The 16,344-nt window shown below is 70.1% G+C and carries 19 protein-coding genes and 1 tRNA gene; 3 read left to right on the top strand and 17 right to left on the bottom strand.

Annotation, left to right across the window (positions count from 1 at the left end; genetic code table 11):
- From VM324_05030 to VM324_04985, 10 genes are all read right to left on the bottom strand, one after another.
- Window positions 1-1,533 (bottom strand): urease subunit alpha (locus VM324_05030; protein ID HVL98637.1); only part of this gene is annotated, 1,533 nt, incomplete at its 3' end.
- The gene (locus tag VM324_05025) at window positions 1,530-1,859 is read right to left on the bottom strand and encodes an urease subunit beta (protein ID HVL98636.1); all 330 of its coding nucleotides are present in this window, start codon (window positions 1,857-1,859) and stop codon (window positions 1,530-1,532) included. The genes VM324_05030 and VM324_05025, both read right to left, overlap by 4 nt.
- Window positions 1,856-2,164: an urease subunit gamma gene (locus VM324_05020; GenBank protein HVL98635.1), complete on the bottom strand. Its 309-nt coding sequence runs from the start codon at window positions 2,162-2,164 to the stop codon at window positions 1,856-1,858. Before VM324_05020 ends, VM324_05025 begins: the two co-directional genes overlap by 4 nt.
- A gap of 28 nt (window positions 2,165-2,192) precedes the next feature.
- A complete protein-coding gene (urtE, locus tag VM324_05015) occupies window positions 2,193-2,888 on the bottom strand; it encodes an urea ABC transporter ATP-binding subunit UrtE (GenBank protein HVL98634.1) in 696 nt (231 codons plus the stop codon).
- Entirely contained in the window at window positions 2,881-3,639 is a 759-nt protein-coding gene (gene urtD / locus VM324_05010; protein HVL98633.1) for an urea ABC transporter ATP-binding protein UrtD, read from the bottom strand. The genes urtE and urtD overlap by 8 nt, the downstream gene beginning before the upstream one ends.
- Window positions 3,636-4,766, bottom strand: coding sequence for an urea ABC transporter permease subunit UrtC (gene urtC, locus VM324_05005; protein HVL98632.1), 1,131 nt, complete (start codon window positions 4,764-4,766; stop codon window positions 3,636-3,638). The genes urtD and urtC overlap by 4 nt, the downstream gene beginning before the upstream one ends.
- On the bottom strand, window positions 4,763-5,647 hold the full coding sequence (gene urtB / locus VM324_05000) for an urea ABC transporter permease subunit UrtB (GenBank protein HVL98631.1): 885 nt from the start codon (window positions 5,645-5,647) through the stop codon (window positions 4,763-4,765). Before urtB ends, urtC begins: the two co-directional genes overlap by 4 nt.
- 28 nt (window positions 5,648-5,675) lie before the next feature.
- Window positions 5,676-6,908, bottom strand: coding sequence for an urea ABC transporter substrate-binding protein (gene urtA / locus VM324_04995; GenBank protein HVL98630.1), 1,233 nt, complete (start codon window positions 6,906-6,908; stop codon window positions 5,676-5,678).
- A gap of 131 nt (window positions 6,909-7,039) precedes the next feature.
- Window positions 7,040-7,540 (bottom strand): flavin reductase family protein, encoded by a 501-nt coding sequence (locus tag VM324_04990; GenBank protein HVL98629.1) that lies wholly within the window; start codon window positions 7,538-7,540, stop codon window positions 7,040-7,042.
- Window positions 7,541-7,543: 3 nt separating this feature from the next.
- Window positions 7,544-7,617, bottom strand: a tRNA-Val gene (locus VM324_04985).
- A gap of 84 nt (window positions 7,618-7,701) precedes the next feature.
- On the opposite strand from VM324_04985, the gene VM324_04980 reads away from it, so the two are divergent.
- Complete coding sequence (locus VM324_04980; GenBank protein HVL98628.1) at window positions 7,702-7,998, top strand: DUF3467 domain-containing protein; 297 nt, start codon at window positions 7,702-7,704, stop codon at window positions 7,996-7,998.
- Between the two features lie 131 nt (window positions 7,999-8,129).
- Here the strand turns inward: VM324_04980 and VM324_04975 are convergent, their stop codons facing one another.
- Window positions 8,130-9,257 (bottom strand): 3-oxoacyl-[acyl-carrier-protein] synthase III C-terminal domain-containing protein, encoded by a 1,128-nt coding sequence (locus VM324_04975; protein HVL98627.1) that lies wholly within the window; start codon window positions 9,255-9,257, stop codon window positions 8,130-8,132.
- Between the two features lie 384 nt (window positions 9,258-9,641).
- Between VM324_04975 and VM324_04970 the strand changes: the two genes are divergently transcribed.
- Entirely contained in the window at window positions 9,642-11,207 is a 1,566-nt protein-coding gene (locus tag VM324_04970; protein HVL98626.1) for a transposase, read from the top strand.
- A gap of 480 nt (window positions 11,208-11,687) precedes the next feature.
- Here VM324_04970 and VM324_04965 read toward each other — a convergent pair whose 3' ends face one another.
- From VM324_04965 to VM324_04945, 5 genes are all read right to left on the bottom strand, one after another.
- A complete protein-coding gene (locus tag VM324_04965) occupies window positions 11,688-12,179 on the bottom strand; it encodes a hypothetical protein (protein HVL98625.1) in 492 nt (163 codons plus the stop codon).
- A 523-nt stretch (window positions 12,180-12,702) separates the two neighbouring features.
- Window positions 12,703-13,896, bottom strand: coding sequence for a HAMP domain-containing sensor histidine kinase (locus VM324_04960; GenBank protein HVL98624.1), 1,194 nt, complete (start codon window positions 13,894-13,896; stop codon window positions 12,703-12,705).
- On the bottom strand, window positions 13,893-14,573 hold the full coding sequence (locus VM324_04955; GenBank protein HVL98623.1) for a response regulator transcription factor: 681 nt from the start codon (window positions 14,571-14,573) through the stop codon (window positions 13,893-13,895). Before VM324_04955 ends, VM324_04960 begins: the two co-directional genes overlap by 4 nt.
- Before the next feature lie 97 nt (window positions 14,574-14,670).
- On the bottom strand, window positions 14,671-14,883 hold the full coding sequence (locus VM324_04950) for a hypothetical protein (protein ID HVL98622.1): 213 nt from the start codon (window positions 14,881-14,883) through the stop codon (window positions 14,671-14,673).
- Window positions 14,880-15,005 carry a hypothetical protein gene (locus tag VM324_04945; GenBank protein HVL98621.1) on the bottom strand — a complete coding sequence of 42 codons (126 nt, stop codon included), beginning with the start codon at window positions 15,003-15,005 and terminating at the stop codon, window positions 14,880-14,882. The genes VM324_04950 and VM324_04945 overlap by 4 nt, the downstream gene beginning before the upstream one ends.
- A gap of 197 nt (window positions 15,006-15,202) precedes the next feature.
- Here VM324_04945 and VM324_04940 point away from each other — a divergent pair, with 197 nt between their 5' ends.
- Complete coding sequence (locus tag VM324_04940; GenBank protein HVL98620.1) at window positions 15,203-15,553, top strand: hypothetical protein; 351 nt, start codon at window positions 15,203-15,205, stop codon at window positions 15,551-15,553.
- A gap of 126 nt (window positions 15,554-15,679) precedes the next feature.
- Here VM324_04940 and VM324_04935 read toward each other — a convergent pair whose 3' ends face one another.
- Window positions 15,680-16,087, bottom strand: a complete 408-nt coding sequence (locus VM324_04935) for a hypothetical protein (GenBank protein HVL98619.1) — start codon at window positions 16,085-16,087, stop codon at window positions 15,680-15,682.
- Window positions 16,088-16,344 lie beyond the last annotated feature (257 nt).

Raw genomic sequence — 16,344 nt, 5'->3', positions numbered from 1 at the left:
GTGCACGTCCAGGCGATCGGCCAGTCCGGCTTCGAGGGCGGCGGGAGCCACAAAGGCCACGCTGGTGGCCGCGGCCACCGTCGGGGTGGCGCCGAACATGGGACGGGGCAGCACCGGCTGGGGCGTGGGGATGGAGGCGTTGGCGTCACCCATGGCGGCCCAGGCGATCATTCCTCCCTTGAGCACCACATGGGGCCGCACGCCGAAGAAGGCGGGGTCCCACAACACCAGGTCGGCCAGCTTGCCCACCTCCACCGATCCGACCTCGCCGTCGAGGCCGTGGGCCACGGCTGGGCAGATCGTGTACTTGGCCACGTAGCGACGGGCTCGGTGGTTGTCGGCGTCACCGTCGCCGGGCAGGGAGCCGCGTCGGCGCTTCATCACGTGCGCGGTCTGCCACGTCCGCAGCACGACCTCCCCGATGCGACCCATCGCCTGGCTGTCGGATCCGATGATCGAGATGGCCCCGAGGTCGTGCAGCACATCCTCGGCGGCGATGGTGGACGGTCGGATGCGAGACTCCGCGAACGCGAGGTCCTCGGGGATCGACGGCTTCAGGTGGTGGCACACCATGAGCATGTCGAGGTGCTCGTCGACGGTGTTGACGGTGTGCGGGCGGGTGGGGTTCGTCGACGACGGCAGCACGTTCGGGTGACCGGCGATCGTGAGGATGTCGGGCGCGTGACCGCCGCCGGCGCCCTCGGTGTGGTAGGCGTGGATGGTGCGCCCGGCGATCGCGGCGACCGTGCTGTCGACGAACCCCGCCTCGTTCAGCGTGTCGGTGTGGATGGCGACCTGCACGCCGTAGCGGTCGGCGACCTGCAGGCACTGGTCGATCGCCGCTGGTGTGGTGCCCCAGTCCTCGTGCAGCTTCAGGCCGGCCGCGCCGGCGAGGACCTGCTCGACGAGCGGTTCCGGGGCCGCGCTGTTGCCCTTGCCGAGCAGCGCGACGTTCACGGGTGCGCCGTCGAGCGCCCGCAGCATGCGCTCGAGGTGCCACGAGCCGGGCGTGCAGGTCGTGGCCTTGGATCCCTCGGCGGGCCCGGTGCCGCCGCCGACGATGGTCGTCACGCCGCTCGCGAGCGCCTCGTCGAGCTGCTGGGGGCAGATGAGGTGCACATGGCTGTCGATCGCCCCGGCGGTGACGACGCGGCCGTTCGCCGCGATCACCTCGGTGCCGGGACCGACGACGAGCGCCGCGTCGACCCCGGCCATCGTGTCGGGGTTGCCGGCCTTGCCGAGGCCGACGATGCGGCCGTCGCGGACCCCGATGTCGGCCTTGACGATCCCCCAGTGGTCGACCACGAGCGCGCCGGTGAGCACGAGGTCGAGGGCGCCCTCAGCCCGGGAAAGCGTCGCCTGGCCCATCGACTCCCGCACGGTCTTCCCGCCGCCGAACGTGAGTTCGTCACCGCCCGCGCAGCGGTCCTCGGTGACCTCCACGAAGAGGTTCGTGTCCGCCAGCCGGACCCGGTCCCCGGTCGTCGGCCCGTACAGGGCGGCGTAGCGCGCGCGGTCGATGTGCTGGGTCATGCGGACCCCGGCCGTCCGGCGTCGAGCGGCCCTTCGGCCGCGCGGCGCAGGCCCGGCACGCGACGCCGGCCGGCGAGCGCGACGAGTGGGACGTCGCGCTCCACGCCCGGCTCGAAACGCACGGAGGTTCCCGACGGCACGGCCAGGCGCATCCCCCAGGCCGCCTGCCGGTCGAACGCGAGCGCCGGGTTCGCCTCGGCGAAGTGGTAGTGCGAGCCGACCTGCACGGGCCGGTCCCCGGTGTTGCGCACGCGCACTTCGACGACCGGGCGGCCGACGTTCAGCGCGACATCGCCCGCGGCGAGGAGGATCTCGCCCGGCCTCACGGCGCCTGGAGGGGGTCGTGGAGGGTGACGAGCTTCGTGCCGTCGGGGAACGTCGCCTCGATCTGCACGTCCCCGACGAGCGCACCGACGCCGTCCATGACGTCGTTGGCCCCGAGGATCGTGCGTCCCCTCTCCATGAGGTCCGCGACGCTCAGGCCGCTGCGTGCACCCTCGAGCACGAACGCGGTCAGGATCGCCACGACCTCCGGGTAGTTCAGCGGCAGGCCGCGGGCCCGGCGGCGCTCCGCGACGTCGGCCGCGACGTGGATGAGCAGGCGCTCCTGCTCGTGGGGTGTCAGGCGCACGCCCGACCACCTCCTCCTCGACGGGGCCTCATATCGCGAGCGCCTCGTGCAGGCGGTCGACGTCCATCTCGGCACACGAGCCCTCCTCGATCAGGCGTCCGGCGTCGAGGACCGCGTAGCGGTCCGAGATCGCCAGCGCGAAGTCCACGGCCTGCTCGGCGAGCAGGACGGTCACGCCCCGGTCGGCGTGGAGGGCGACGATGGCCCTCGCGATGTGCTGCACCACCGATGGCTGGATCCCCTCGGTCGGCTCGTCGAGGAGCAGGATCCGCGGGTCGACGACGAGCGCGCGTCCCATGGCGAGCTGCTGGCGCTGTCCTCCCGAGAGCAGCCCGGCGGGGCGGTCGAGGATGGTCGCGAGCACGGGGAACGTGTCGATGACGTCGTCCACCGCCCCCCGCCGCCGCGTGGCGCACGACTCGAGGACGACCTGGAGGTTCTCCCGCACGGTGAGCTGCGGGAACGTCGTCTGGCCCTGGGGGACGTACGCGATCCCGCTCGACGCCCGACGGTGGGGTGGCCAGCGGGTGACGTCGGCGCCGTCGAGCCGGATGGTGCCCGCGCTTGCCGGTCGCACGCCCATGACCGCGTCGAGCAGCGTCGTCTTGCCCGCGCCGTTGCGACCGAGCAGGCACACAATGCCCTTCCGGGGCACCGACACATCGACGTCGAAGAGCACCTGGGTCGTGCCGTAGCGGGCGCAGAGCCCGGTGATGTCAAGCATCGGCCGCCCCCTCGTCCGCCGGCCGCCCGAGGTAGACCTCCCGGACCCGGGGGTGAGCCTGGATGTCGGCGACGGAGCCCTCGGCAAGCAGCCGGCCGGCGTGCATGACGGTGACCCGCCGGGCGTACCGGCGCAGGAAGTCCATGTCGTGCTCGACGACGACGACGGTGCGGTCGGTGGCGATGTCGGTCAGCAGCTCGCCGGTCGCGCGCCGCTCGTCGCGGGTCATGCCGGCCACCGGCTCGTCGAGCAGGAGCACGCGCGGGTCGGCGGCGAGCAGCATCGCGATCTCGAGCCACTGCCGCTGGCCGTGCGACAGCACCGAGGACGGCCGGCCGGCGAGCCCGAGCAGTCCGCCCCGCTCGAGCATCCCCGTCATCGCGGCGGGCACGCCCGCCGGCCGCCGGAGCAGCGCGCGCCGCGGCCCGGTGCCGATCCGGGCGAGGTCGAGATTCTCCGCGACGGTGAGCTCCTCGAACACCGTGGGGGTCTGGAACGTCCGACCGATCCCACGTGCGACGATGCCGTGCTCGCTCATGCTGGTGACGTCGTGGCCGAGCACCGTCGCGGTCCCCGCACGGGGGCGGGTGAGGCCGGTGAGGACGTCGAGCAGCGTCGTCTTGCCGGCGCCGTTGGGGCCGATGAGAAAGCGCAGCTCGCCCTGCTCGACAGTGAAGTCGAGCCCGTCGATGGCGGGGAAGCCGTCGAACTCCACGACGAGCCCGGCGACGTCGACGACCGTGCTCGTCACCTCGCCACCCGCCCGCGGCGCAGCAGCGCCATGCCACGGCCCAGGGTCTGCGGGACCCCGGCGAGCCCTCGGGGGGCGAGCATGAGCACGCCGATGAGCAGCGCCCCCTGCAGGTAGAGCCATGCGGAGGGCAACGACTCACTGAACGACGTCGAGGCGTACCCGAAAAGCACCGCGCCGAGCGCGGGACCGACGAGGCTCGCACGGCCCCCGATGGCGACCCAGATGACCATCTGGATCGAGGGCACGACGCCGATGAGCCCGGGGGCCATGATGCCGACGATGGGGACGAACAGCGCTCCCGCCAGGCCCGCGACGGCGGCGCTCAGCGCGAATGCCACCGTCTTCACCGCGGTCGGGTCGAAGCCGAGGAAGCGCACGCGGTCCTCACCGTCGCGGCAGGCGATGAGCAGCCGCCCCCAGCGCGAGCGCACGAGGGCACGCCCACCGACGAGCACGACGAGCAGCACGGTCGCGACGGTGACGTAGAGCAGGCGCCGCGTCGCCGGTGCGGCGATGGGCGCGCCGAAGATCGTCGACAGGTTCGTGAGGCCGTTGGTCCCGCCCGTGTAGCCCTGCTGGCTGACGAGCAGCGTGACGAAGATGAGCACCATCGCCTGCGTGAGGATCGCGAAGTACGCGCCGCGGACGCGGTTGCGGAAGATCATGTAGCCGACGGCCCCCGCGACGACCGCCGGCAGCGCGACGGCGACGGCGAGCGCGAACGCCGCCGACTCGAAAGGCCGCCACCAGGCCGGCAGCGTGGTCACCGCACTCCACATCATGAAGTCGGGCAACGCGCTCCCCGAGGACGCGAGCTTGAGGTGCATCGCCATGGCGTAGCCACCGAGGCCGAAGAACAGGCCGTGGCCGAGCGACAGCATCCCGCCGTAGCCCCAGGCGAGGTCGAGGCCGACCGCCACGATGGCGAACGCGAGGTAGCGCGACAGCAGGCCGAGGCGGAAGTCGGACAGGAACGCGGGCGCGAGCGCGAGGGCGAGCGCGACGACGAGCAGCGGGGCGTAGGCGCGGGCGCGCGCCGCCCAGACGCCCTCGGGGGCGCGTTGGGACCCGGCTTCCGCGACGGGTGAGGGGACGCGGGTTCGCGCGCGCGTCGGACTGCTCACACGAGCGCCCTCGTCCGGCTGCTCACGAGCCCCTGCGGGCGGAGCTGGAGGAAGGCGATGACGAGGGCGAACACGATCACCTTCGCCAGGCTCGTGCCGAGGGAGAGCTCCACGAACGCGTTCGTGATGCCGATGGCGAGGGCCGCGAGCACGGCGCCGCGCAGGTGCCCGAGCCCGCCGACGATGACGACGAGGAACGCGTCGACGACGTAGAACGTGCCGAGCGAGGGGCCGATCGGGCCGAGCAGCGCCAGCGCCACCCCCGCCGCTCCCGCAAGGCCCGACCCGAGCGCGAACGTGAACGCGTCGGTGCGCCGGGTGGGAAGCCCCGACGACGCCGCGAGCCTGCGGTTCTGGGTGACCGCGCGCATCCGCCGACCGGTGGCCGTGCGGGTGAGCAGCAGCGTCACCCCGACGACGAGAGCGCTGATGAGCACGAGGATGGCGAGTCGGGTGTAGGACAGCTGCACCGGACCGACGGTGAGACGGCCGTCGAGCCACGACGGCCGCAGCACCTGCACGTTCGGCGCGCCGAACAGGTCGCGGGCCGCCTGCTGGAGCACCAGGCTCACCCCGTAGGTGACGAGGAGGGTGTCGAGCGGCCGGCCGTAGAGACGCCGGACGAGCGTGCGCTCGAGCAGCAGGCCGAGCGCAGCGGCGACGACGATCGCGACCGGCAGCCCGACCAGGAGCGACTTTCCGGCGGAAAGGCCCGCCCGCTGCAGGACGTAGGGCACGTAGGCCCCGGCCATCACGAACTCGCCATGCGCGAAGTTGATGACGTTCATCTGGCCGAACGTGAACGACAGCCCGATGGCGACGAGGGCGAGGACGCCGGCGATGGACAGCCCCACGACGAGCTGGGACGCGATCATGCTCATGCGCCGGTCCTCCCCGTGACGGCGCCCGTCACGACCGGGGTGCGCCGAGGCCCTCGGCCCAGTCGTAGCCTTCGAGGTAGGGATCAGGGTCAATCGGTCCGTCCGACGCCCACACTTCGGTGATGGTGCCGTCGTCTTCGATCAGGCCGATGCGCGCCGTCTTCGTGATGTGCTGGTTGGCGCCGTCGATCGTGTAGGTGCCGCCGGGCGCGTCGAAGGAGATGCCCGCGGCGGCCTCGCGGACCGCGTCCACCGCGGTCGTGCCGGCCGCCTCGACCGCGGCGGCCCACAGGTGCACCCCGGCGTAGCCGGCCTCGATCGGGTCGGCGGTTACGCGGTCCGCGCCGTAGCGTTCCCTGTAGGCGGCGACGAACTCGGCGTTGCGCGGAGTGTCGGTGGTCATGAAGTAGTTCCAGGCCACGAGGTGCCCGGCGATGTTGTCCGCGCCGATGCCGCGGATCTCCTCCTCGGCGACGCTCACCGACATCGTCGGCAGGCGCTCTGCGGACAGGCCCGCGTCACGGAACTGCTTGAAGAACGCCACGTTGCTGTCGCCGTTCAGCGTGTTGAACACCGCGTCCGGGTCGGCCGACTGGATGCGGTTGAGCACGGTGGAGTACTCGGTGTGACCCAGCGGCGTGTAGTCCTCACCGACTATCCCGATGCCGTGGGCCTCGGCGTAGGCGCGGATGATGAGGTTCGCCGTGCGGGGGAACACGTAGTCGCTGCCGACGAGGTAGAGGCTCTCGTGCCCCTGCTCGACGAGGTACTCGAGGCCCGGGACGATCTGCTGGTTGGTCGTCGCCCCGGTGTAGAAGATCGACGGGGACGCCTCGAGGCCCTCGTACTGCACCGGGTACCACAGCAGCGCGTCGTTCGCCTCGAACACCGGCAGCATCGCCTTGCGGCTCGCGGACGTCCAGCCGCCGAACACCGCCGCGACGCCGTCGGCGGAGATGAGCTTTTGCGCCTTTTCCGCGAACGTCGGCCAGTCCGAGGCGCCGTCCTCGATGACCGGCTCGAGTTGCCGGCCGAGGACCCCCCCGGCGGCGTTGATCTCCTCGATCGCCAGCAGCTCGGCGTCGTGGACGCTCACCTCGCTGATCGCCATGGTGCCGCTGAGCGAGTGCAGCACGCCGACCTTGATGGTGTCGCCGTCCCCGCCTGCGGTCGCCGGCGCGGCGACGTCGTCCCCACAGCCGCCGACGATCATTCCCAGCGCTGCTACGAGCGCGACGATCTTGCCCGACCATGCTCGCATACCCGCTCCCCTGTCCACGGTTCGAACCCTGCTCCCGAGACGCTCTGCGGGAACGGCGGCGATGCTACGAGGGGGGTGTTGCGGGCGTGTCCCGCGACGATTAAGAGTGCGTTTCGGGCGCGGCGACGGCCTCAGGCGTCGTGACCCGGTTCGATGTCGACGGCGTGGCGCAGGTGGAGGAGCGCGCCCTCGGGGCGGCCGCCCGCGGCGGTCACCTCGACGAGGAAGGCCTCGTGGTCCCCGGCGTCGAAACGGTCGAGGATGCGCCCGGCGGCCCACCCCCGCGCGTCGGCGAGGACCGGTGTCCCCCCGTCCCCCGGGCGCCAGTCTGTGGCGGTGAACTTGTCGACCTCGTCGCCCGTGCGCCCGCCGAAGAGCTCCGCGACATCGAGCTGGTCCTCCCCGAGCAGCTGCACCGCCAGCCCGTCGGCCCCGCGCGCCACCCGGTACGTGTGGTTGCGCTTCGACAGGCACACGAGCAGCCGGGGGGGATCGATGCTGCACTGGCAGAGGAAGCCGACGAGGCAGCCCGAACGCTCCCCACCGGCCTCGACGGTCACCACGGTGAGCGGCGGGTCGAGGGCCGTGAGCAGCGCATGGAGCGCGGCGGCGTCTGCGTCGTCGAGCGTCATCGGTGGGCGCTACAGGACTCGAACCTGTGACCTCTTGCTTGTAAGGCAAGCGCTCTCGCCAGCTGAGCTAAGCGCCCGGGAGCCACCGAGTGTACGCGGCACCGCACTAGGATCGGCGGGCGCTCGACGACCCGGCGCGCCCCCGACCGACAGGAGATCCCGTGACCGACCCCGGCAGCGGCGGCCAGCAAGGCGGCAGCCAGCAGATCAACGTCAAGGTCGACGACGCGAGCAAGTACGGCATGTACGCGAACTTCCTCGTCGTCAGCCACTCCCCTCACGAGTTCACCCTCGACTTCTGCCAGGTGATGCCCGGCGGCAAGGAGGGCCAGGTCCAGGCGGAGGTCGTCAGTCGCGTGAAGGTGGCCCCGACCATGGTGGGCAAGATCATCCGCGCCCTGAACACGAACATGACCAACTACGAGGACAAGTTCGGCATGGTGCAGGACGTCGGGTAAAAACCGCAAGTCAGCGGCCTCCTACGAGGTCACTCAGCCTCCGTAGCCCACACTCCGCCCACATTGCGTCGAGCAGCGTCGAGGTTAGCGTGCCATTGATGTAGGTGTGCCACTCGGCTGCACGTGCCCGTTCACCGGGTCGCGCTCTCTCGCCCGGCTACGACGCGGCGCAGCAGCGCGGTGTACAGGGTCAGGCCAGGGCCGAACGCCATCGCGACGACGTGGCCGGCGGCCGGGATGTCGCGTAGCCGGAGCAGCCGATCCAAGACCAGCAGCACCGTGGCGCTGGAGGAGTTACCCACGTTTCGAAGAACGTCGTACGACGCCTGCAGATGTTCCTCGGCCAGCCCCAGCACGTCGCCGACGACCTCGATGATCTTGCGACCGCCAGGATGAATGGCCCATCCATCGACTTCTTCGATGGCCATGCCGTGACGCGCGAGCAGTTGTTCGACCACCGGTCGGGCGTGCTGACGCAGCACGTCCGGAACCCGAGGCGACAACCCCATCTTGAACCCGAGGTCGGTAACGTCCCACGTCATGTGGCCGGCGGTCGAGACGTCGGTTCGTGCTGTGATGTCGACCACTTCGAGGCCGTCGGTGGCCGGTTCGACGACGACGGCCGCCGCGGCGTCGCTAAACAGCGCGTGGGCGACTATCTGCTGCACATCAGCCGGCGTCGGATCTCCGGCGCGCGCGTTCGAGGTGGGCGGCTGGACATGCAAGCTGGTCAGCTCAACACACAACATGACGGCGGGCCGCGACCGGGCGTTGACGAAGTCGGCCGCCGTACCCAGGCCCGGCAGGGCGGCGTAACACCCCATGTGCCCGATGTAGAGCCGTTGGACCGTGTCGCTCATGCCCACGTCGCGCGCCAGCAGGATGTCCAGACCTGGCGTGGCGTAGCCGGTGCACGACACCACGGTGAAGAGACCCACCTCGCCTGCATCCACGCCAGCGTCGTCCAGCGCCGCACCCACGGCCTCTTTCCCAAGCGGTAGCGCCTCATCGACGAAGCGCCGCATCCGCGCGGCGGTCCCCCACGACGAGATGTCCTCCTGAAGGGGGTTGACGACACCGCGGCGGAGCTCGATCGCCGAATGCTCCCACACCCTCCGCGCGACCTCGGCGTCGCCGTAGTGGTGTCGGAAGTAGCCCTGCCACAGATCCGTTTGCGACAGGCGAGCCGGGAGCGCGTGTCCGCGACCGGTGACCGACGCGCTCATCGTTGCGTCCTCGCTACGTCGCTGAGTAGACAACGGTGCTGCCGCAGTTGGATCGCATCAGCGCGTTCAGGATGCCGGTTAGATTTAGGAGGCCGAACATGATCCCGGCGATGAAGGCGGGCACGGATCGCAACGCCGACATCGATCTGCATCACGACGACCTCCTGTGGGCGGAGTCGGAGCACCAAGGGACTAGGTGACCGGTGTCTTTCGTGCCGGATGCTGGGCTCCGGCAGGGTGGTCTACGAGAATCACAGCAGTGTTGTTTTCGCGGAGGGGTGTGGTGTGACGTTGGGTGGTGGCGGCGCGCCAAGGTGATCTCCTTGACGAGGTGGTCGGGCATTGTGAGGAGGTGGTGCCCGACGGGTCGGTGTATGCGTTGTTGCACCGCCGCGCGACAACTTGTTCCCTGACGGGATGTACGCGGATCTGTTCACGTCCACGGGTCGGCGCAGCGTGCCGCCGTCGATCAGGGCCACGGTGATGGTGCTGCAAAAGCTGGGTGGGTTGTCGGATAGGGAGGCGTGCGAGCGGTTCTCGTTCGACGTGCGCTGGCGCTACGCCTGCGGGCTGGGCGGCTGGGACGCCGGCCAGCGCGCCCAGTTCGCGCACACGGTGTGGGTGGACATGCGGCTGCGCGACTCCGACAATCCCCAAGAGCTGTTTCGCGCGACCACTGATGTGGCCGGCGAAGCGGGGCTGTTGGGGGTCAAGCGGGCGTTGGACTCCGCGCCGTTCGACGCGGTCGCCACCCAAGACACGGTGACGTTGATCCGTTCGGCGATCCGGGGGCTGCTGCGCGCCGCGCCGGCGGCGTTGGAGGCCACGATCAGGGCGGCACTTGTCCGCCACGACGACTACGTCGCTGCGGGCAAGCCGGTGTGTGACTGGGACGCCGCCGCCGCCCGCGAGTTGCTGGTCGACGAGCTGGTGGGTGACGGGCTGGCTGCGCTTGCTGAGGTCGAGGGGGCCGAGACCGCTGAGCCTGTGGTGGTGGAGGCCGCCGCGTTGTTGGCCACCGTGGTCGGCCAGGACGTGGAGGAAGGCGACGACGGGGTGTTTCGCATCACCCGGCGGGTCCCCAAGGATCGGGTGATCCCCACAGTGGACCCCGACGCCCGACACGGCCACAAGACCAGCGCGCGCCGTTACGACGACTACAAGGGCCACGTCGCGGTCGACCCCGACTCGGAGTTCATCACCCCGACCTCGGACTCGGTCACCCCCGCCAATGTCGGCGACGCCGAGGCCACCCAGAAGCTGCTGGGCGAGGTCGTCGCCGCGTCGGCGGCCACCAACGACGACCAGCCCGAGCGCGACCGCGCCAACGGCGACGGTCACCCCGCCGTGGGTGACGGTGACGGCGACGGTGGGCCGCGGGTGTACGCCGACGCGGCCTACGGCAGCGGGGACAACCTGGCGGCGCTGGCCGAGATGGGCGCGACCCCGATGACCAAGGTGGCCCCGGCGACCGCACTCGGCGGGCGGTTCAGCAAGGACCGTTTCGACATCGACTTGGACCACGGCACGGTCACCTGCCCCGCCGGGCAGACCGTGGGACTGCGGGTGGCGGCAAACGGCAACGCCACCGCCAGGTTCGGCGAGCTGTGCGGGGACTGCCCGCTGCGTGCGCAGTGCACCGCCTCGCCCGCCGGCCGCAGCGTCAACGTCGGGCCCCACGAGGCGTTGCTGGCAGCCGAGCGCGCCCGCCAAGCCGACCCCGACTGGCAGGCCGACTACCGCGCCTCCGGTCGGCTCGTGATCTCCGACCTGGTCGCCCGCCCGCACCACAACCGCCCCAAGGTCGAACGCAAGCTCGCCCACCTCGTCCGCCGCTGGCACGGCGGGCGCCGCGCCCGCGTACGCGGGCGACAACGCGTCGCCCAAGACTGGGACCTCAACGCCACCGCGCACAACGTCGCACGCTTTGCCAGGCTCGGCGTGCGCCGAAACACCGCCGGCTGGCACGCCGCCACCGCATGAGACGACCACGACAAGGCCACACCACCCCGGTGAGGTCACAGCCAGCACCTCAGCGGACCCCTCAGGCCGGCCCCGCTTGGACCGCGCCAGCGCATCCAACGCGCCCTGCTTGGCCACCACCCGGATCCGCGCGATCGTCGAACGGTCCACCCCATAACTGCTCGGCCGCCTCGTTCTGCGACAGCTCCCCGGTGACCAGCCGCAACCACACCTCGTACTTCTGCTGCGGGGTCAACATCCGCTTGCGGCGACGACCCCCGCCGTCGCGTCCCGAGGTTCCAGCAGTCGTCACAACCTCCTCCATGCAAGCCCTAAGACCCACACAGATGCGGCGTGAGCGGCCAACCTGTATCACACGCTCAGAGGCCGACCAGGCCGTGCCACCGCCAGCCAGCCCACACCGCAACGCCCACCACACCTCCCGACCAAGGACCAACTGATGAACCAGTCACTCCACACACCTCGCTGCACACCAGTCACCTAGAACAACAGGGCGCTGCCGCCGTTGGGGTGCAGCAGTGCGTAGAACACCGCGGTGAACAGGCCGAAGCTCATGTGGCCGACGAACGACGTCGCCACATCCAGCGCACCGTAGTTGCGGTAGGCAAAGCCCTGCTCTCCGACCTCGCCCGTCTCCGGGTCGATCGACGGCAGCAGCTTCACCACCGGGCCGGCCAGCGTGTAGTGGATCAACGCCGCCACCAGGCCCCACAGCAACAAGTTACCGTCGACGCCGATCAACCTGAAGAACAGCGCATACAGAACGGCGATCCCAGCGGCCAGCGCCAGGTGGAACATCATTCCCACGACGTAGCCGGCGCCGCCGCGCAGACCGAACATGTTGCCCCACGTGCGGAAGATGTTCTGCTTGACCGGCAGGCCCATCGCCTTCTGCAGATACACCGGCCCCTCCATGATCGCGCCAGCGATCAAACCGGCGACTATGGCGGCTCCAACGGCAACCTCGATCACGTTTTCTCCTTCACAGTCTGCTGACCCTCCTGCCCAGGCTGGCCCTTCTGACCGCGGCCTCGACGACCTCGACGGCGACCGGCGAAGCGCAAGGGATCAAGCCGCAGCCCTGTTGGGTCATCGGCGCCTGTGTCGTAGCGGAGTCGCCGTGGTGCCAACCGTCTCCGCCGCCGCGCGCGGCCGTCTGATGTGCGGCTTGCTGGAGCAGCGTCAGGATACCAGCACCTGCCGTGAACGGCCGTGCATCAGCTATTGTCTTTCTCCTTGTTGGTGTCCGTCGAGAAGCCGGGGGCCGCTCAGTCGTTGCCGGGCGTACCCGGGGCCCATGCTCGAAACGCACTCCCGGAGGATTGTTAAGGTCCTTGTAAGAATTCGTCGCGCGACCACGGGGGGCTTGGCTGCGCCCGCAGTGCACGTCGTCGTCTCGGCGCGCGGCGAAGTGGAAATGGCCAGCACGCCGTCGCCGCGCGTCCGCACGGAGAAACCGCCGGCCTGAAAACGCTTGACAGTGCAGCCTTCCGCGTCACGAACCGGCAACCGGGAGACGGATCTGGAAACGGCATCCCCCGTTGTGATTCGCGACCCGTATGTCGCCGCCGTGCGCCCTCACCAGGCCCCAGGAAATCCGAAGCCCCAGCCCTCCCCCCTGGCTGCCTGGACCGTGTCCGGCTTCTGCCGCCGCGGACAGCCGGAGTAATTGCTCGGGTGCCATTCCCCCGCACTCGTCGTCGATCATGACGACCACGACGCCGGGCTCAGCGCCGATGGCGGTCGTTACGGTGCCGCCTGGCGGCGTCTCTCTGACTGCGTTGTCCAGCAGGTTGGCCAGGGCACGCGTCAAGTGAGCAGGCGAGCCGCATAGCTGCGGCACGTGCCCGCCAGCACCGCCTTCCAGCGCAACGCCCTTGGCGGCAGCGGTCGGCGCGACCGCGGCGAGCACTTCTGAGACGAGGTCCGCTAGCGCCACGGGCTGCATGCGGAGCTCCAACGCGCCCGCTTCGATACGGCTGAGCTGAAACAGGTCATCGATGAGGCGGCCGAGCCGGTCGGCCTCTATCCGCACGGTTGCGTGCAGCGCCTCGAGGCTGTGCGCGTCGTCGAATACACCGTCCTCAAGCGCATCGGCGGCGGCGCGGATACGCTGCAGGGGCGCACGTAAGTCGTGTGACACCCACGTAACAAGCTCGCGGCGGGACTGGTCTTGTGCGCGTTCGCGCCGCCGGGCCTCGTCAAGCTGGACCGACGTCCGTTGAAGTTCAGCCGCGAGTTCTGCAAGCTCGGGAATACCTGGCTTCCACTGAGCTCCCGCAGTGCCGCTGGCGATCTCGCGCACGGTCTCCTGAAGACCCTGACTCGCCTCGCGGATGTCCTCGGCGAACATGAGCGCAAGGACGACACCCACCACGCCGCCCGCCACGAGAAGCATCGCAAGCGCCCGCAACTGCTGACCGGAAAACAGCGCGTTGACTCCGGCCAGCGCGCCGAGCGCGATAACGCAGAGGACAATGATCACGGGCGCGCTGATCTGCGCAGTCAGCGTAGCGCGCTCAAGGAGCTTCAGGAGACCCGTCCCGAGCGCACCGACAACAACGCCTGCGGTGCCCGCTATGGCTGCAGCCCGAACAGCCTCAGTGGTCGGTGTTCCGAGCCCGATGCTGACGGCTGCCGTCACAGCCAGCAGCAACACGCCGACGCCGAATGCCACTGCCGGTTTCACGGATCGAACCGATAGCCGACCCCCCACACGGTCCTTATATGCCGTGGCTGTGCGGGATCACCTTCAACCTTCTCGCGCAGTCGACGGATGTGAACGCTGAGGGTACCGGCACCCCCGAACGAGTATCCCCACACCTCGTTGAGCAGGACGTCCCGGTGCAGCACCTCACCTGCGCGGCTCATCAGCACCGTCAGAAGTTCGAACTCCCGTGGCCGCAGGTCGACGAAGTTGCCACCCACGCTGACCTCGCGCGTTCGTTGGTCAAGAACGATGTCCGCGGCGCAGATGCGGGCGTCGTCACCGGACGATTGCACCGCGGCCGTGGGGGCCCTGCGGAGCACTGCTCGCACACGTGCCACCAGCTCGCGCGGCGAGAACGGCTTGCACAGGTAATCGTCGGCACCACAGTCGAGTCCGAGGATGCGGTCGGACTCTTCGGCTCGGGCCGACAAAATAATGATCGGCACGTCAACTGATGCAGCGCGAGCGCGGCGGCACACCTCCAGGCCGTCGAGTTGCGGCAAGGTCAGGTCCAGGACTATGGCGTCAGGCCACCGAGCGTAGGTCCGCCGCAGACCCGCGACGCCGTCGCCGACAGTCTCGACCTCGTAGCCCGCACGGTTGAGGTACTCGCGCAAGATGCCGGCAACTTCGGCGTCGTCCTCGACCACGAGCACGTGGGGCGGCTCGTCAACGGGTTGCGCACTTGGCGACGTTGCCATCTGTGGGGCGACCGTCACAGCCGAGTCCACTGGTGGACAGATGGGAGCGCCATTAGAACAACAGGGCGCTGCCGCCGTTGGGGTGCAGCAGTGCGTAGAACACCGCGGTGAACAGGCCGAGGCTCATGTGGCCGACGAACGACGTCGCCACATCCAGCGCACCGTAGTTGCGGTAGGCAAAGCCCTGCTTTCCGACCTCGCCCGTCTCCGGGTCGATCGACGGCAGCAGCTTCACCACCGGGCCGGCCAGCGTGTAGTGGATCACGTGCGGAAGATGTTCTGCTTGACCGGCAGGCCCATCGCCTTCTGCAGATACACCGGCCCCTCCATGATCGCGCCGGCGATCAAACCGGCGACTATGGCGGCTCCAACGGCAACCTCGATCACGTTTGTCCTGTTCGTCTCGCATGCTCAGAGGTCTCCGCGCACCAGAGGACCAGCGGTCCTGAGAGTACCCACACGCTGCTAATGCAACACCAAACAGGAATGTGAGGTTTGGCGGCCGACGCGGGTCCTTGACCTCGCGGGTGGTTGTGACTGGCGGGGCTGAAGTGAACGATAGTGGCTGGCGAGGCGCCGCGGGTGTGGTCGGCGACCACGCCGCCCGACTGCTCGACGACCGCGTCGGGTTGGAGACCGAGAATGCGGCGTTGCGCGCCGAGCTGGTGGGGGTGCGTGCCGAGCGCGACCTGTTCGCCGCGCAGGTCCGCGCCGACACGCGACGCATCGCAGGGCTGGAGGGCGGGGTCGCCCGCCTGGAGCGGCAGGTCGAGGTGTTGCAGGATCGCCTGGAGGCCGCGGCGCGAGGGCAAGCGTCAGTCGGCGCCTTTTCCAAGGGCGAGCCCACACCCGCCGGCGAGCGCGGCCGGCCGGGCCGCAAGCCCGGCGAGGCCTACGCCACCAGGGCGCACCCGGGGGGTGCCCGACCATGTTGACGAAGTCAGGTGTCGACGGCGCGGGCGCCCGAGCGCTGCGACCGCGACGGCGGGGCGGGCGAGTGGCCGGCAGCGGGCAGATCCTGTCGCAGTGGCTCACCGATAACCCGCGGGTGCGCGCCCACGTCACCCGCTACGCCCTGGGTGTGGGGTGCTGCACCGCGTGCGGCAAGACCGTGCGCGCCCGTCATCCCGACCATCCCTCGGACGATTCGCCGCGGCGGCGTCCCAGGTGGGCACCAACGGGGTCGCCCTGGCCGCCCTGTTGCCCCCGCCGCCCGCCGCGCTTGCCCGGGTCGCCGGCTTCTTGCCCAACCCCTCCGACGACGGCGGCACCGACGGGTTCTTCGCGTTGCGGCCCAGCCGCGCGGTCAGCTCACTGACCTCGTACAGCTCGTCGACCTTGGCCCGCAGCGCCTGGTTGTCCCGCCGCGCCACCTCCAACTCAGCGGCCTGTCGGTCCACGACATTCCGCAGCTGGGCGTAGGCCTCGCGCAGCCGATCGATCTGCGCGGCGTCCGGCTCGTCGACCACCCAACCCTCCTGTCACCTCAGCAACAGAAGTCACGTAGCCACTGCACCCACCCGACCAAGGAGCCGCCCCCATGGTCACTGCCAGCCCGCCACCTCGTCCGTTGCCCGCCCCTTTAGCCTCGATGTTTCGCGCGGCAGGCTGATGGGCGCGTGAATGTCGTCGGTCCGGCGTGCGGCTGACGAGTTGTTGGCGGCGGGGCGGTGTGGCAGCGGTGGGGTGGCGCGGGCGGCGCGTTCACGCCCCCTTTTTGGGCGCG

The sequence above is a fragment of the Egibacteraceae bacterium genome, assembly GCA_035540635.1.
Classification (GTDB): Bacteria; Actinomycetota; Nitriliruptoria; order Euzebyales; family Egibacteraceae; genus DATLGH01.
This window is presented reverse-complemented; position numbering and strand designations above follow the sequence as displayed.

Bases quoted from the DNA above. Each gene is read 5' to 3' on its own strand.
- urtB (HVL98631.1), bottom strand. From the start codon at position 5,647: ATGAGCATGATCGCGTCCCAGCTCGTCGTGGGGCTGTCCATCGCCGGC.
- VM324_04990 (HVL98629.1), bottom strand. From the start codon at position 7,540: ATGACGCTCGACGACGCAGACGCCGCCGCGCTCCATGCGCTGCTCACG.
- urtE (HVL98634.1), bottom strand. From the start codon at position 2,888: ATGCTTGACATCACCGGGCTCTGCGCCCGCTACGGCACGACCCAGGTG.
- urtA (HVL98630.1), bottom strand. From the start codon at position 6,908: ATGCGAGCATGGTCGGGCAAGATCGTCGCGCTCGTAGCAGCGCTGGGA.
- VM324_04970 (HVL98626.1), top strand. From the start codon at position 9,642: ATGTACGCGGATCTGTTCACGTCCACGGGTCGGCGCAGCGTGCCGCCG.